This window comes from Methanobrevibacter sp. V14 (assembly GCF_963082475.1).
GTDB lineage: Archaea > Methanobacteriota > Methanobacteria > Methanobacteriales > Methanobacteriaceae > Methanocatella.
Genome location: NZ_CAUJAM010000008.1, coordinates 35,314 through 51,112 on the forward strand (window position 1 = coordinate 35,314; position 15,799 = coordinate 51,112).

The window sequence follows — 15,799 nt, forward strand, 5'->3', positions numbered from 1 at the left end:
AAAACTAATGCTCATTCAACCACCATTATTTTTTTCCAACTTTCTTCAAGGGATTGAAATGCAAGAAATAAAATTAACTGATATAGCTGAAATAAATTCTGGCCTTTCATATAGGCGTTATTTAGATGAAAATGGGGATAAATTCAAAATAATTGTACAGAGATCCATAAAAAAAGATGGAGTATTGTCTGATTTTGAAGAAGTAACTTTAAATCACCACATTAAAGGCAGGTATTTTACACAAAGAAATGATGTGCTAATTAAAATGACATATCCCTATGATATAGTCTGCGTTAAACAAGAAAATTTGGTTATAAGTGATAAAATTGCAATAATACGACTTAAAAAAGGTTATGATCCAGAATTTATTGCACATTTACTTGCTAATGCCCATATTAAAAAACAACTTCATGAACTTGGAGGCAGTGGTAAAATGCCTCACACATCACTAAAAGAAATAAAGCAACTTCAACTTCATGTTCCTGATTTAGAAACACAAATCAAATATGGAAAATTATTGGATACAATAAATGATAAAATATTTGAGGATTTGCGCCAAGTTGAATATGACAGGAACCTCAAAGAAGCAATATTGAATGATTTATGGGATGGGGGTAATGAACTTAAAATCTAATAACTACAATATTTTAAAACAATTAATGTCAAATTCAAGAAGATTCAAGCTGCCTCCTCAAATTGACTACATTGTCCTTTACACATTTTTGTATAAATATTGCTCTGATATTGTAAAAGATTATTTGTTGATGGAGCTAAAAAATGCTGAAGTCACTCTTGACGAAGCTTATGTGAATAAAGTTTTCCAATCACAGCTTCGTCTTGATTCATTAAAATTAAATGGGTTTTTTATTAAAAGGCCTGAAGCTTTTATTGAAGAAGTAGTCAATGATAATTACTTAAAACCGGACTTTTTACAATATTTTTTAAATGCATTTCCAAAATATGCAGTATTCAGTTCGGAATATCATAATATGGAATATTTCAACCATTTATTCAAAACAATTGATGAAATTGATATATATGAATTTAGCAATGAGGGAAGTGAAAATATCTGTGAGGTGATATATTTAATTTCAAAATTAAACGTTTTTGAGCAAGATTTTGAATTTAAGGAGGTATTTAATGTAATCTCTTCCTCAAGATTGATACATGTGGAATCAAATCCTGATTATATCACCCAAGTTCTGTCTGAACTTGTTTTAAGTGATAAAAAAAGGATGGGCAGTGTGTATGATCCTTTTATTAAAAATGGAGATTCTATCATGTCCTTAAATGAGAGTAACATCCAGTATTGTTATGGTAAAGATGAAAATAAATCAAATTTCTTATATGTATTTGCTAAATTTTTTATAAATAATTTTCCATCAAATAATGTCTTTTTAAAGCATGAAAATGCAATTAATTCTATAGATATAAATGGAGCTTCATTTGATGTTATTTTATCAAGAATTCTTATAGCTATTAAAAATTATCATTCCTCAAATTTTCAACAGAATATGGAAATTGTTAAAAGGAGTAAACGTTGTGAAATTGAAACATTGTTAGTTGATAAATTAAATATTGATGAGAATTCTTTTAAACAAGATTATGAGTTAAATAAAGCTCTTGAAAATCTTGTTGATAAAATTGACTTAAACGATTCAAATGTTGATTTTTCCGGAGAGTATAAATCATTAGCGGATAGTGAATTTTTATTTTTAATTAATCTTGCTGATTCACTAAAAGATGATGGAATCATGGTCATTAGTATTTCTGAAAATTTCTTATTTAAAGATTCACTTGAAATTCTTAGGAAGTATTTGACTCTTGAGAAGAATTACATAGACACAATTATTCGCATTCCTAGTGAAATTGATAAATCAGGGCCTGAAGTTGTTATTGTATTTAGAAAAGATAAGGTTTATCGGAATATCTTATTTATTGACATGTCTTCAGATTATGAAACACAAAGAGCTAAACGAGTTTTCCCAGGTTTATTTAGGAAAAATCTCATTTTAGATAATAAAACAATAGATAAAATGAAAAAAGTATTTTCAGACAAATTAACAGTATCTAAATTTTCAAATTTCATTTCAATAAATGAAATTAAAAATAATAAGTTTAATTTGTCTGTTTCTCGCTATGTAGATACTTTTGAAGGGGAATTCATTTCACTAGATGAGTTAATTTCACAAAAAGAAGATATTGATTCTAACATTAACAGGTTAAATCTAAAAATTGAAAAAATGATGGATGAATTAAATATCCGTTTTTAAGCGGATATCCTCATAAACATCATCATTTATAATCTCTTCTGCTTTATTAAAGTAAGATAAGTGTATAATTTGATTTTCATAAAGGTATAGTTTTCCAAGCCCTTCGGGATTTTCAAAATCATATGGTTTTTCTAACCCCATGTTTTCTCTTTTTTCAAATGTAGAATCAAATACATTGTTTATTATTTCTCTTACAGTATCAATATTCACTGTAAATATTTTATCTTCAATTTTCGCGTCAATTAAATAACTTTTTAATATTTTTTCATGAAATGCATTGTAAATTGTTGGGTTTAAAAATAATTCAAATCCTTTAATTTCACCATTAATCATGATTAAAACACCATTTTGACCATCAACAATTTCAAATTCTTTAATAATTTTATCGTGATTGCTTTTCAATTGTTCATAGCTTTCTTCCATTGCACTGGTTGGTGAAGCATATGAATTTTCATCTTCTAAATCATTAATAGATGACCAAATGACGTCTTGGTATTGGGATCTACTTCTTGAGGCGATTTCTTTTGACCTTCTTGTGTTATAATTTGCAATATAGTCCGAATTTTTAAATTCACTTTTGTATCCCCATCTACCTCTTTCAGTACAGCTCACTGGAATTTTCATAGTACTTTTTGGCTCCATAACTATTGTATTGTTAACTAATCGGTTTTGATCTCCTCCGATTACTTCTTCTCCATCAATTAGGATTAAGGGGGTTATTGCATTGTTTTCAACAATTAATGTGTTTACTGTTGAGACTTCACATTCTTTAACTTGAACTAATCCTAGTTCGAATCCATTTTTAAGTGTTAAAATGTCTAACTTATTGTTAATTTGGGTTTTTAGGGGTATTATTGTAATATTTTTATGGCTTTGTGGAGTTAGGATATCAATATCTCTATTTACTTCATCTAATTTAATTGTCATGTTATCACTCTTTTAGCTCAACTTTTGATAAATCTTCACAGAGGAAATGAACATCACTTTCAAGATTTTTAATTTCTTCACTGAGTTCATCAATTGACAGTACTTTAGCTATTGCATCATTGTGGTGTATAAATTGTATTTTTGCAAAGTATTCATCAGTAATTTTGTCATATAATCTTCCAGCACTCATTGTACCTTTAATTACTGTGTTGGTGCTGTTGGATACATAACCTATTTTTCCAAAATATCTCATTTCACAAGCTATTGCTTCTGTATCTTGTCTATTTTCTGGTTCTTTTGTCAGCTTCACAATTCCATTTAGAACTAATGGTTTTGCCCCGTGCATATTCTCAAATGCCATTAGCGTAATATACATTTTTTACCTCCTTGTGTGTATCTTGTGTGTTACTATTATTTAAGGGTATCGTTAAATTGTAAAAAAATATTAAAAAAGAGTTAATAAAAAGGAAAAAATAGATTTTATAATCTGCTGACTTTAATTAAAGATTCAACAGGCACACCTTCAATTTCTGAAAGCCCTGCTTTATCAATTAACACTGTAACACAAGTAGGTTCTCCACCTAAATCTTTAACAGTGTGGATAACTTCTTTTGCAGTTTTGCCACTGGTAATTACATCATCAACAATAACAACTTTTTTGCCTTCAACAGTTCCGAAGTTAGTGCTGATTGTACCTTCATCATCAATTTCATCAGCATCTTTTCTGTGTTTTTGAGGGTGGAATATTGCAAGAGAAGTGTTTATGCCAGTCATGTCCTCAATTAAATCAGCCATTACGGTTGCAAATGGAATTCCACTAACTGCAATGCCTACAATGGTATCCACTTCCCCATGTGATAATGCCATGTCACTTAGGGCACCTGAAACATAACTTAAACGTGTTGAATTTCCACCTATGCTTTTCCAGTTAATAGCAAAGTCAACTGGTGCTTCTGCTTTCATTTCAGCTGTTTTTTGAAGGGTTAACCATCTTGCGGTGTCCATACTCACATTGAGTTCATCAGCTATTTCTCCAGTGGTAAATCCATGTTGTCTGAGTTCCTTAGCTTTTTGAATTAATTTTTGTTTCACGCTATCACCTTATTTTAGTTCTTCAAAACTAATCGGTTTATGTTCATTAGAGGATTTGTTAGCAGCAATAACCATTTTAAGGGCTTTAAGTCCATCTTCACCAGTGATTTCTGGTTCAATTCCATTCATCACTGCATTTACGAAGGATTTTAATTCGCCTTTAAGGGGTTCTTCATGTTTAATTTGAATATCTTGAGCAAATTTACCGTATACTTCAATACTCTGTTTGATGTAATCGACTGAGATTATTCCAGCAGTACCGGTAACTTCTAATTCTCTACGTTTATATGGAGTTAACCAATTTACTTCAACTATTCCAGTAGATTCATTATCAAAATTCACCATAATTTCTGCATGGTCTTCGAATTCACTGTCATCGAAACTACAGTTCATTGAACCATAAACTTGAACAACTTCTTCTTCAAATAAGTAATTCATTATGTCTAAATCATGAATAGCTAAATCTATTGACACACCGACATCTTTAATTCTTGGTGGAAGGGGCCCTACTCTTTTTGCAAAAGCAGATACCACGTCTCCAATAACTCCGTCATCAATAAGTTCTTTAGCTTTTTGAACAGCGGGATTAAATCTTTCAACATGTCCTGTTGCAAGCATGACTCCTGCTTCTTTAGCCGCGGAAATCATTTCTTCAGCTTCTTGCACGGTAAATGCAATTGGTTTTTCTACTAAAACATGTTTTCCATGATCAATAGCTTCCATTACAACTGCATGGTGGAATGTGGTTGGTACACATACACTTACTGCTTCAATTTCAGGATTTTCTAATAGTTCGCTATATTCAGTAAAACCTTTAGCACCATACTTTTTCTCAATTTTTTTAAGTGCTCTTTCACTTACATCACTTACAGCGACTAAATTTGCTTCTTCCATTTTGTGGTAAACACGAACATGGTTTTCACCCATTGCGCCTACACCGACAACTCCTACATTAATAGTTTTCAATCTAATTCCTCCGTTTAAACGTAATCCTTGAAAAGTTTCCCAATACGGCCACCAAGTTCAACCGCACTGCGAACAGATCCCTTTTCTGTTTGTCCTTTAAGGATTTCTCCTTCTTTAGTTAATAAAATTGAATAAATACTGAACTCATTATTTTTCACACGTGCTATAGCACCAATTGGCCATTGGCATCCAACGCCAAGTTCCTCTAGCACTTTTTTCTCAGCAAGTACTTCCTGCATTGAAACATAATCATTTAATTTAGAAATTAACTCGTTTTTATCAGAGTCACGTCTTGTAATAATAGCCAGTGCCCCTTGACCTGCCGGTGGCGTAATATACTCTAGTGGAAATACATTTTTAATATATTTTGTTAGATTTAATCTTTTAAGGCCAGCTTCAGCCATAATTGTTGCATCTAAATCGCTATTTAAGGCTTTTTGAATTCTAGTTTCAATATTTCCTCTGATGGGTTTAAGTTCAAATTCCTTTTCGTAATGATTACAAAAAGCTTCTCTTCTAAGACTACTAGTTCCAAGGCGTGAACCCGGACCTAGATTATTCCAGTCTTTTTTAGAGATTAATACTTCATTTGGAGATTCACGTTTTGGAACAGCTATAACTTTTAAATCTTCATCCAATTCAGTAGGCAAATCTTTAAAACTATGAACTGTAAAGTCAACTTCTTCTTCTAAAAGAGCAATATCCAATTCCTTAGTAAAAAGTCCTTTCGAATCCATATTGTACAATTGGGAGGTAGTAATTTTATCTCCTTTTGTCTTAATAATTTCAATATCAATAGTTTCGCCAGTTATTTTACTTAAATCTGAGCAAACTTGTTTTGTTTGAGCTAAAGCCAATTGGCTTCCACGGGTTCCAACAATCATTAGTTATCTCCAAAATTTAAAATTTATTTATAAGCTTATAACTTATAATATTTGCTACATTATTAATTTTTACATTAATATTTATTAAATGTTTCAATTTTTAAAAAATTTTATCTTTGTGAAAGTTTCCGGTAATCTGAACGATAAATAAAAAGGAGGTTTTTATTATTTTTTATAGCTAAATCGTAAATATCTTCATAATTTTCGAAATATAAGTAGTTTTGAGTTGTTTTTTTAGAAATTGACAATCCTAATTCTCCGGTCAAAATCAGATCTATGTTAACATTATTTAAATATTGTGTTAATTTTTCTTCATCAATCTCTTCGCAGGTAATCCCATAATCTCCTCCGATGGAAACATAATAATCATCTAGATCCTTAATCATGTTTATTGATTCTTTTATAGCTTGAGTATTCAGTCCGGGATTTATTTCTTCGATGATAATTGAGTTTTGCATTGTTTTTTTATTGGTTCTGCCGGGGATGCCTTTATAATTTTCAACTCCATTTATTATTTTGTCCAAATCAATTTCTAAACTCAGACAAGTTAAAATTACTCCTAATGTATTGCTGACATGATGAGGTCCGGGTGCAAAGCAATTCAGGCGAAGTTCGCCTGAAACAATATTGCTATTAACAGTTTTAATGTCATGATATATTATTTCAAGTTGTGTCCGGTCTAAATCATATTCCACATTTTTGATAAATAAATTTGAAGATGGGTCATTCAGTGAAAAGCTATTGATTTTGCCATGTTTTATATTAGAATAATATTTATCCAATGCTTCTTTTTGGATACATACGCATTTACATCTGAATACTTGTTTTTTAGCTTCACTTGCAGAACTTTTACCTTTTGCTATTGGATAGTCTTCGGTGATGTTTAATAGAAGTCCAACATCTCCAATTCCACTTGCTCCTAGGGAGGATTCAAAAATAGCGCAATCATATTTTCGTATGTTTTTGCTTTCAACGATGCCTTCAGCTATCTCACAAATGGGATTTGCAGTTTTATATGCTAAATCAATCGTTTCCTTGATATTGGCAGGCGCAATTGAAATATTTTTTTTTAGAATAATCTCTTTTCTGTTTTCATATAGCAATGCTCCTAAACTTGATAATATCAGTGGATTTTTATCAATTAATATTTCTTTAAGCATAAAAACGGAGGTGGTCTTTCCTTTAACTCCTGTAACTTCTATTTTGACTATATCTTCTCCCCAATCAATTAAAAGTTCTTTCATGATTTCATGATGGCTTTTGAAAGTATAGTTTAAGTTGGAATTATATGATTCAACCTCTTCAAAACTCAATGGCATATGGATTGGATATATTATAGTTATATCTCCTTTCAGATCTGCCAAATCACTTAATCGGATTAATTTAACATTATAAACGTCAAGCAGTTTACTGTCGGTACTGTTTAATGTATTGTATAGGTCATATACAAAGACATTTTTACCTTCTTTAGCTAAACTAATGGCTATTTTAACTCCTCCATGAGTTAAATCAATAACAAGATTATTCATTATTGCACCGATTATGTGTTTCAATTCCACCTTCTTTTAATTTGTCTTTTACTTTTTCATAGAAGTATTTACTTGAAGTTCTAATGAAGTATGCATCTTTCCTAGATTTTTTGAATTTAATTTCTTCTTCATATTTTGCTTCCTCATTAATCTGACCATCCATTACAAATACTGCATTTTTACCTTTTTTAAGCAATTTAACAGTGATTTCACTATTATCCGATACTACAAATGGCCTTACTCCAAGTTTATATGGACAAATTGGAATTATGACAAATCCCGCAACTTTCGGATCTACAATAGGTCCTCCTGCAGACATGGAATATGCTGTTGAACCGCTGGGGGTCGATATGATTAATCCGTCTGCTCTAACTTCTTCAATTATCTCCCCATCAACTAAAATCTCGAAATTAAGCATTTTCGCAGGTTTGTCAGTCATAACAACTACTTCGTTCATTGCTGTGAAATTATGATTTTCATGTGATACAACAAGTCGGGTTCTTTTTTCTTTATAATAATCTCCTTTTAAGATATCTTTAAATGCATCAAATGTATTTTCAACTTCAATTTCTGTTAAAAATCCTACTGTACCCATATTTATTCCAAAAATCGGAATTTCTGGTTTCAGCCTGGACTGCGCTCTTAATAGTGTGCCGTCCCCGCCGAGAATTGTTGCCATGTCACACTCAAAATTATATAACTCTTCAGCTAATTTTTCATAATCTATATTAAAATCAATGTCATCAAGCATGTTAGCAATTTTAGGGTAAGTTTCTTGGGTTTCTTTAATAATCTTTTCTAAATTAGGGTTTTGTTTAATTTCAGTTAATTTTTGAGCTAATTCTTTTTCAATGACTACTTCACAGCCATTTGTTAAAATATGGTCAATAATTTTTGCTGAAAATAAAATGGGTTTATCTTGATCAATTCTTGAAATAATTCCAATTTTACCAATAACATCTGCTTGATTATTATTTAAGATATCAATAATTTGTTTGTGCATTTCTCTGTTATTTGCAGCCACAACAATTGTTTTTTCATAAATGCTTAAGATATTGTTGAGTTTTTGACCGTATTTGTCTGTAATTATGCATCCTGCTTCTTCAAGAATTAATTTTCCTGCTGCAATATCAATTATTCTGCTTCCTCTTAAATCAAGAAACGCATCATATTTTCCGCTTGCAACATATGAAAGTTCCAAAACAACACTTCCAAGTACTCTCATACGTCTAGCACGGTCAACAAGGGTTGATGCTTCTGAAGTTCCTGTTTTTGTAAATCCTCCAAGAGTCATTTTGTTTATTTTAACATTATCCCGTGGTTTAACTTTTTCATTATTCAACAAGCATCCTTTACCTTTTTCAGCTTCAAAATAATTGCCGCTTGCTATATTATATACGAAACCAAGCTCCACATCATTTATTGTTGCAAGATTGCCTTGGTTAACTTCTGCCACAGCGATTGAAATAGCATATGCAGGAATTTCATTAATGGCATTATTTGTACCGTCAATCGGATCAATTAAAAATATGAATTTCGGAGTTTCATCTTCGCTCAAATCAGTTCTTCTCAATTCCTGGGTTAGGATAATACTTCTTTTTGTACCTTTTCCAAGTTTCAATTCCCCTACTTCTTCACTAACTAAATATGATAATACTTCTGCATTCTTTAGAATATTTATGAGTTTTTCTTCAGCTATTTGGTCGATATATGATGTTGGGGTTCCATCAGCTCCGATTTTTATTTCTGTTCCCCCTAATTCGGTTCCAACATATTCTCTAACAGCTGGACCAACTGCTTTGATTATTTTATTTACCAATTTTTTGGCGATTTTTTTGGTTTCGCTGTCCATATTATCACTCTATAATTTCGTCATTTAGATAAACTACTGAGGATACAACTGATGCAATGTTTTCAACAGTTGTGGTGGAATATTCAACTTTCAAATCTTTAATTTCACAGTGGCGTTTATTCATCATGTATTTAACCATTTTTTCGGATTCATCGATTAAATCACCAGTGTTTTTATTAATCCCTGTTGTTTCAACTACACAACCCAGTTTCTCACCAATAGCTACTGCGACAACTGCAGTTATAACATCACCTGGATTGTCTGAAGTCACTTCTGATAAAACACAGTTTACCATAGCACCGGCTTTAAGTTTTGGAAGTTTGCATATCTCAGCATTGCCTGCAAGCATGCTAGATACTTTAATCAGGTTAACATCTCCAATTCCAGCTTTGCTTAGTGCATTATCGAAAGCATTTAATTTTGCAGGTCCTTCGTCTTTTCCAGTAACAATTGCTATTTTCATGTTTATCACTTATTTTTTAATATGTATTTTAATGTATTTAATCATTATAATAAACGAATACTTTAAATAAAATGGAGAAGATAATTTATATTAATCTAATAATATTCCTTATTATAAGATTAAAAACCGGTTTTTAAATAAAATGGAGGAAAATTAATGTCAACAAAAGTTGTAGAAATTAAAACATTAAAAGTTGGAAAATATATTGTTTTAGGCGGAGAAGCTTGTAAAATTATTAGTTATACTACTTCATCTCCTGGTAAACACGGAGCTGCAAAAGCAAGAATCGAAGCAGTTGGTGTTTTCGATAATCAAAAAAGAAGTCTTGTTAAACCTGTAGATAACAAAGTTGATATTCCTATTATTGATAAAAGATTAGGACAAGTTATTTCTATTCAAGGGGCTAATGTTCAAATTATGGACTTAGAAAATTACGATACTATTGACTTACCAATGCCTGAAGATTTAAAAGATGAAATTACTGAAGGCAGAGAGGTTGAATATATTGTCGCTATGGGAAATATGAAAATAATGAGAACTAGAGGATCATAAGTTCTCTTAATCATTTTCCTTTTTAGATTTATTATGCTTTTAAATACTTATGAACCATGGAAATTTGCATTTTCTCAGGAAATTGAGAATTTAAAAGAAAATTCATATGGAATAATTGGAGTTCCATTTGACAGTACTACTTCTTATCATTCCGGTGCACGTTTAGGACCGATTGTTGTTCGCGAAGCTTCATTTAGTTTTGAAAAATACAATACTGTTTTTAATAAGGATTTAACAACTACTTTCCATGATTTTGGAGATGTTAATGTTATTCCTGGAAATTGTGAAGCAACTTGCAAGATTATTGAGCAAACTGTTGGCGAACTTTTAGATTTAAATATTAAGCCAATAATCATTGGCGGCGAACATTCCGCTTCTATTGGAGCTATTAAAATTCTAAGTGAAAAATATGATAAATTGACTGTTATTCACCTAGATGCTCACAGAGACCTTGCTTTTGAATTCATTGGTGAAAAGTATTCTCATGCAACTGTCATGAGAAGAGCTCATGAAAACGGTGTTGATTTGGTTCAAATCGGAATTAGGTCCTCTTCTTTAGAAGAAGATGAATTTGTAAAATCAACTTATAATATTCAAACATTTAAAAATAAGGATGTTCACAAACATATGGATGCTGTTGAATATTATTTGACTAATATTGAAGGGCCTATTTATATTTCAGTTGATATGGATGTTGTTGATCCAGCTATCGCTCCTAATGTAGGTAATCCTACTCCTGGGGGATTGTTTGTTTCTGAAATTGAGACTATTATTAAAACGTTAGCTCATAAAAATGTTGTAGGTTTGGATGTTGTTGAAACGGCTAGTGATAAGCTTGGAGACAACACTGCTGTTGTTGCAGCCAAAATTATTTACGATTTTTTAACATTAATCGGATAATTATTAACAATTCTTATTTTAAATAATACTTTAAACTTAGGTTTTGTTAATCATTGTTTCAATATTTTCAATTTATTTTATATCAAACGAACAAGTCTTATTTCTTAAAAAGAATTTATATTATTGAAAATATGTTAAATTCCTTGTTATGTCCTTTAATTTAGGTTTAACTAAATATTTTGTCTTCTTTTAGGTTAATATGGTTATAAAATCATTATATTTACACATGGCTTATTTGAAATTATTATTTACAAGCAGAATCATGACTGGGAATAAGAAGGTTTGGCTTTAAATCTGATTGAAATAGTTGTGTATAATGTTTAAAACAGGCTTTTATTGATGTATTCATGGTTAAAGGCCTATTGAATATGGATAATGTTGGTGATAAGAATAATTAGTTCTTTACCATTTGTATTTCATCGCCATTTTTTCCATAATGGAAATAATCTTTCTGAGCTTTTATTATTTCTCAATATGCCACAAGAATAATTTAGATAAATTTAATACTGATTTTTTCAATATATTATAGTGTCTCAGAGGAACAATTGATTTTTCTGAAGAGGTGTTATATGTTAGATAACTATTTTAATTTTAAGGGAAATGATACAGATTTTAAAACTGAAATATTGGCAGGAATAACTACATTTCTTGCTATGGCTTATATTTTGGGTGTAAACCCAACAATGCTTGCGGATGGTGGAATGTCTGCAACTGGAGTATTTTTTGCAACTGCAATTGCATCAGGTGTTGCATGTATAATTATGGGGCTTGTCTCAAAATATCCTGTTGGGCTTGCTCCTGGAATGGGACTTAACGCACTGTTTACATATACGATTATATTGGGAATGGGTAATACATGGGAAACTGCACTTGCAGCAGTATTTGTTTCAAGTATAGTGTTCTTATTAATTACTATTTCCGGTTTAAGGGAAGCTATTTTAAATATTATTCCTGTTGACTTAAAATTGGGAATTGGTGCAGGTATCGGATTCTTCTTGGCATTCCTTGGACTTAAAGGTTCAGGAATTATTGTAGCTGATCCGTCAACTTATGTTGCAATGGGCAATTTACTTGCTCCTTCAGCACTTTTAGCTTTAATTGGTATTTTTATAACATTAATTTTCCATATTCGTAAAGTGCCGGCTGCTGTGTTCATTGGTATGATAATTACAGCTGTAATTGGTCTTATAATGTCAGTTATAGGATTTGGAGCTGGAAACCCATTAATGCCAACATTACCTGCTCAGGTAATTACTACCAATTTTGATTTGTCATTATTTGGAGGATTTGCAAGAGGATTTGGACAACTTTTCTCAAATATTCCAAACTTACTCATGATTGTATTCTCATTGGTATTTGTTACATTCTTTGATACAACTGGAACTTTAATATCCTTAGGCAGGCAATGCGGATTTATCGATGAAGACGGTCAAGCTGTCGGAATTGAAAAAGCGTTTTTCAGTGATGCAATAAGTGGAATTGTTGGTTCTATTTGCGGTACAAGTACAGTAACTGCATATGTTGAAAGTGCAACTGGTATTGGAATGGGTGCTAAAACAGGTTTAGCAGCTATTGTAACAGGTATATTATTTATTCTTTCAATTTTCTTCTCACCAATCGTATTATCTTTATTTACATCTTCAGTAACTACTGCTGCTTTAGTAATTGTTGGTATCTTAATGATGGCTCAATTAAAAGAGGTAGAATGGGATAATGTTGTTGTTGCGGCTTCAGTCTTTATGACAATCATTATGATGCTTTTATCATACTCAATATCCCTTGGTATTGCATGGGGTTTTGTAACTTACGCAGTTGCAACAATTGCCACTGGCAAATTTAAAGAAATGAATGCAGGAATATATGTTCTTGCAATTGTATTCTTGATATACTTATTCTTTGGACTTTAAACTCACTTCGGTGGGTTTAAACCATTTTTTTAAAAAATTAATATATATTACTGTAAAATCTTGCTTATTTTATCATGTAATTGCTATTATTAGTTCTTTTTCTGCAATTTTCAGATCTTCCTCTCAATAGGAATATGAACTTGTAAAATCGACTTATAATATTAAAACATTTAAAGATGTTATAAACATATGAGGAAATTGAATATTTCTTGAATAATTAATTATTCTATTTATATTTCAATAGATATGGATATAATTGAGTTATATATTGCATTTATTGTTATTTACTCATGAATGTTTATTTATCTATGAAATTGAAATATTGCTTTTTTCTTATAAATGTTGTATGTTTTTGTTATTGAAACTGCATGTGTTGGTTTAGGAGATAATGTTGCAATGGTTCTAGCTAATTAATTCATGATTTTTTAACATTAAAATAAGATATTCTACTTTTGGTCTTTATACTCGTGTTCTATTTTATCAAGGTAATATTTACCTTTATCTGTAATGGCATAAAATCTATATCGTTTATCTTCTTCATTAAGACATTTTACTAATTTCGCTTCTTTCAATGTCTTTAAATATTTGGATACATGATTACTGTTATCATCAATATCTTTGCTAATTTTTGAGGGTATTTTATTTTCTTTTTCTAGAGATTTTAGAACTTTAAACCTTTTTTTAGAGCGTGTTAGTAAAGAAATAATGCTCATATCCTCTTTTCTATCCATATTTTGAATTTTAATTTTAGCTATTTAATAGATATCTATATGATATTAGCATGCTAATAGCAATGTTTATATTCTGTGTTTAATATAATCTAATAATATAAAATATTAAGGTTATAATTTTTCAATAAAATCTATTTAAATCTCATGAGGATATAAATGGAATGTCGAATAATTCTGACCTTAAAAAGTAAATGATTTAATAAATTTAGAGTTAAATAGGTGATAAAATGTTAGTGCGTAATTTAGATTTTCTATCTATTCCAAAAGAATTTTTCAAAGTAGAAATTGATATTCATGACAATAAATCAATTGTTTTAGTTTATATTGAACACAAAGGATACTCGTTAGTTTTAAAAGATGATGGCGATATTAATTCTGTATTTTTACTTAAGACAGATATTCTCCCAAATAATGTTAATGACCACTCTGACAGAGAAGATTTCATTAATGTCATTAAAATGTTGTTAAACAAAATTTACAGTGTTGCAGATATAAAAGAATATGAAAAACAACATCAAGAACATGTATTTTTAAGATTAATGGACATGTTGAATGAGGGAAAGGAGGTAGAGAAGATTAATGAAGAAAATTCTCAAACATATAAAGACATTGAAAAAGGATTCATGAAATTAGAATTAGATATTATGGATAATAAAATCAATGCGTTAAATAGCTCTATTTCTAATGTTTCAAGTAATTTGGATTCCACGGTTAAAGATATGGAAGAAAAAGCTTGGGGAAATAAAATTAAGAAAACTCTTGAACAAAATAATTGGGGTTAAATTATGGTTAATTGTCAAAACTGTGGAGCAGAAATTGTTGGATCAGATTTCTGTTTTAATTGTGGTGAGAAAGTAGAAAAATTTGAGGGTACTTCAGATGTTTGTCCAAAATGTGGAACTACGAATGATAAAAACACAACATTTTGTCGTGAATGTGGTTATAAATTAGAAAATGGAGCTTCTATTTCTTTCAAACAACAAGATTGGAATGTTAGACGTGATGAGATTCTTGCAAGGTATGATAAACTTGCTGAAGAATTCGGAATTAAAGATGAAGATTATTTCTTAACTAGTGTAAAACGTTTTAACATGTTAGAAAAATCTACTAGCAAACATAAAACTATTAATAAGTATATTGGAGGTTTTAATCCAGATAATTATATTGGTAATGAAACTATGATTGATGGTTTTTTCTTAATTAAAGAAAATAAATTCGTTTTTATGGAAATTGATAATAGAAACTGGGAAAAGGTCAATGCTGGAATAAATAATTTTTACTTTGATAAAATTGTATCAATAAGAGTTACTAAACGATTAGGTGATGAAAGTAGATATGAAGATATCACTAAAAGAGCTTGGACATCTCCTCATGATATCAGAAAAGACATTGAAAATAAAATACAATCTCTTAAAGCGACAAGATTTAAAGACATGATTGCAAATAACGACAGTGCAGATATGTTTGATAGATTATTAATAAAATTAGTTGACAATACTTCTTATGAAATTAGACTACCTAGTTTTGAATTTGGTCAAAGTTTAGTGGATTTATATGAATCTTTAAAAGACAAACCACAAACTGTTGTTGTTCAAAATCAAATTTCAAAACCTTCTAAAGCTCAACAATTAAAAGAATTCCAAGAATTATTAAATTCTGGTGCAATTACTCAAGAAGAATTTGATAAATTTAAACAAGATTTATTGTTTGGATGAGGATTTTA

General features: G+C 30.2%; 16 protein-coding genes. 7 read left to right on the forward strand and 9 right to left on the reverse strand.

Annotated elements, in window-relative coordinates; genetic code table 11:
• The first annotated feature begins 58 nt into the window (after positions 1-58).
• Together Q9968_RS06010 and Q9968_RS06015 are read left to right on the forward strand one after the other, a co-directional pair.
• Complete coding sequence (locus tag Q9968_RS06010) at positions 59-634, forward strand: restriction endonuclease subunit S (RefSeq protein WP_305514473.1); 576 nt, start codon at positions 59-61, stop codon at positions 632-634.
• Positions 618-2,273: an N-6 DNA methylase gene (locus Q9968_RS06015; RefSeq protein ID WP_305514475.1), complete on the forward strand. Its 1,656-nt coding sequence runs from the start codon at positions 618-620 to the stop codon at positions 2,271-2,273. Before Q9968_RS06010 ends, Q9968_RS06015 begins: the two co-directional genes overlap by 17 nt.
• Here Q9968_RS06015 and Q9968_RS06020 read toward each other — a convergent pair.
• The 8 genes from Q9968_RS06020 to Q9968_RS06055 all read right to left on the reverse strand — a co-directional run bounded on the left by Q9968_RS06020 (position 2,256) and on the right by Q9968_RS06055 (position 9,986).
• Complete coding sequence (locus Q9968_RS06020; protein ID WP_305514479.1) at positions 2,256-3,200, reverse strand: ARPP-1 family domain-containing protein; 945 nt, start codon at positions 3,198-3,200, stop codon at positions 2,256-2,258. The genes Q9968_RS06015 and Q9968_RS06020 overlap by 18 nt on opposite strands.
• Positions 3,201-3,204: 4 nt before the next feature.
• Complete coding sequence (locus tag Q9968_RS06025) at positions 3,205-3,576, reverse strand: HIRAN domain-containing protein (RefSeq protein WP_305514481.1); 372 nt, start codon at positions 3,574-3,576, stop codon at positions 3,205-3,207.
• A gap of 104 nt (positions 3,577-3,680) precedes the next feature.
• Complete coding sequence (locus Q9968_RS06030) at positions 3,681-4,292, reverse strand: orotate phosphoribosyltransferase-like protein (protein ID WP_305514483.1); 612 nt, start codon at positions 4,290-4,292, stop codon at positions 3,681-3,683.
• A gap of 9 nt (positions 4,293-4,301) precedes the next feature.
• Positions 4,302-5,258 carry a Gfo/Idh/MocA family protein gene (locus Q9968_RS06035; RefSeq protein ID WP_305514485.1) on the reverse strand — a complete coding sequence of 319 codons (957 nt, stop codon included), beginning with the start codon at positions 5,256-5,258 and terminating at the stop codon, positions 4,302-4,304.
• 14 nt (positions 5,259-5,272) lie between these two features.
• On the reverse strand, positions 5,273-6,142 hold the full coding sequence (gene hemC / locus Q9968_RS06040) for a hydroxymethylbilane synthase (RefSeq protein ID WP_305514487.1): 870 nt from the start codon (positions 6,140-6,142) through the stop codon (positions 5,273-5,275).
• A gap of 110 nt (positions 6,143-6,252) precedes the next feature.
• On the reverse strand, positions 6,253-7,671 hold the full coding sequence (gene cfbE / locus Q9968_RS06045; protein WP_305514489.1) for a coenzyme F430 synthase: 1,419 nt from the start codon (positions 7,669-7,671) through the stop codon (positions 6,253-6,255).
• Positions 7,664-9,523 (reverse strand): bifunctional NADP phosphatase/NAD kinase, encoded by a 1,860-nt coding sequence (locus Q9968_RS06050; protein WP_305514491.1) that lies wholly within the window; start codon positions 9,521-9,523, stop codon positions 7,664-7,666. The genes cfbE and Q9968_RS06050 overlap by 8 nt, the downstream gene beginning before the upstream one ends.
• A 4-nt stretch (positions 9,524-9,527) precedes the next feature.
• Positions 9,528-9,986, reverse strand: a complete 459-nt coding sequence (locus Q9968_RS06055; protein ID WP_305514493.1) for a pyruvoyl-dependent arginine decarboxylase — start codon at positions 9,984-9,986, stop codon at positions 9,528-9,530.
• Between the two features lie 156 nt (positions 9,987-10,142).
• Between Q9968_RS06055 and Q9968_RS06060 the strand changes: the two genes are divergently transcribed.
• From Q9968_RS06060 to Q9968_RS06070, 3 genes are all read left to right on the forward strand, one after another.
• Complete coding sequence (locus Q9968_RS06060) at positions 10,143-10,538, forward strand: translation initiation factor IF-5A (RefSeq protein ID WP_305514495.1); 396 nt, start codon at positions 10,143-10,145, stop codon at positions 10,536-10,538.
• A gap of 33 nt (positions 10,539-10,571) precedes the next feature.
• Complete coding sequence (gene speB, locus Q9968_RS06065) at positions 10,572-11,438, forward strand: agmatinase (RefSeq protein ID WP_305514497.1); 867 nt, start codon at positions 10,572-10,574, stop codon at positions 11,436-11,438.
• A 569-nt stretch (positions 11,439-12,007) separates the two neighbouring features.
• A complete protein-coding gene (locus tag Q9968_RS06070; RefSeq protein ID WP_305514499.1) occupies positions 12,008-13,345 on the forward strand; it encodes an NCS2 family permease in 1,338 nt (445 codons plus the stop codon).
• A 446-nt stretch (positions 13,346-13,791) separates the two neighbouring features.
• On the opposite strand, the gene Q9968_RS06075 is transcribed toward Q9968_RS06070, so the two are convergent.
• Complete coding sequence (locus Q9968_RS06075; RefSeq protein WP_305514501.1) at positions 13,792-14,076, reverse strand: winged helix DNA-binding protein; 285 nt, start codon at positions 14,074-14,076, stop codon at positions 13,792-13,794.
• 227 nt (positions 14,077-14,303) lie between these two features.
• On the opposite strand from Q9968_RS06075, the gene Q9968_RS06080 reads away from it, so the two are divergent.
• The gene (locus Q9968_RS06080; protein ID WP_305514503.1) at positions 14,304-14,858 is read left to right on the forward strand and encodes a hypothetical protein; all 555 of its coding nucleotides are present in this window, start codon (positions 14,304-14,306) and stop codon (positions 14,856-14,858) included.
• Positions 14,859-14,861: 3 nt separating this feature from the next.
• Positions 14,862-15,791 carry a zinc ribbon domain-containing protein gene (locus tag Q9968_RS06085; RefSeq protein WP_305514505.1) on the forward strand — a complete coding sequence of 310 codons (930 nt, stop codon included), beginning with the start codon at positions 14,862-14,864 and terminating at the stop codon, positions 15,789-15,791.
• The last annotated feature ends 8 nt before the right edge of the window (positions 15,792-15,799 follow it).